1 protein-coding gene and 1 pseudogene are annotated in these 639 nt (G+C 41.3%); both read right to left on the bottom strand.

Going from position 1 to position 639, the window contains the following annotated elements; translation table 11 throughout:
• Positions 1-229: pseudogene (locus tag ACFINS_RS10740) on the bottom strand (integrase); the annotation flags it as partial.
• Positions 230-235: 6 nt separating this feature from the next.
• Positions 236-454: a hypothetical protein gene (locus ACFINS_RS10735; RefSeq protein ID WP_273791657.1), complete on the bottom strand. Its 219-nt coding sequence runs from the start codon at positions 452-454 to the stop codon at positions 236-238.
• Positions 455-639 lie beyond the last annotated feature (185 nt).

Genomic DNA, 639 nt, shown 5'->3' with positions numbered 1-639 from the left:
GTTTAAGCAGCCATGCAAATGAACCTTCAACAAGTTTACCGGTTTTTGATTTAGGAAGTATAAGCCCTTGTAACTCGGCAAGTGCGCTTTTGTAGTTATCAACAAACTCTTGCGTTCCATAGGTACCGCGTATTCTAATGCGTTTGCCATGACCAATACGTACATACCATACAATTTTGCCATGTTGAGTAATTTGTTTAACGAGATGAGGAGGACGTGGTTTAGGCATGGTATTTTACATCTTAGAGAGTGCGGTTTCGTAATATTCATTCTTTGACAAATCTAAAAGTTTGTCTGGGTGGTTAACTGAATTTGGTAGTGGAATATCGGATTTAAGATAGATAAGCAGTTCACCGGTAGGTTTGATTTCTACGAGTTCACAACCTTGTTTTTTAGCTTCTCTTAAAGCGCGTGCAATGGCTGGTTGCGTTATAGCAGCTGGACGAGGCGCCATATCTTTTCTCCTTACATTGAGATGCAATTCACGTGTGGCGTGAATCACGCATTACTTGAAAGTGTTAGGAAGGGTGGGGGTGCTCGTAGATATGCGGGGAACAAAACACCCCATAAGGTTAAGCAGCTTTTGTTGAGAGTTGTTGTATCTCTCGTTCTATCTCTGCTAAAAAGGCTTCAACAACT

Source organism: Bartonella sp. AA2SXKL (genome assembly GCF_042197205.1).
Lineage (GTDB): Bacteria > Pseudomonadota > Alphaproteobacteria > Rhizobiales > Rhizobiaceae > Bartonella.
This window is presented reverse-complemented; position numbering and strand designations above follow the sequence as displayed.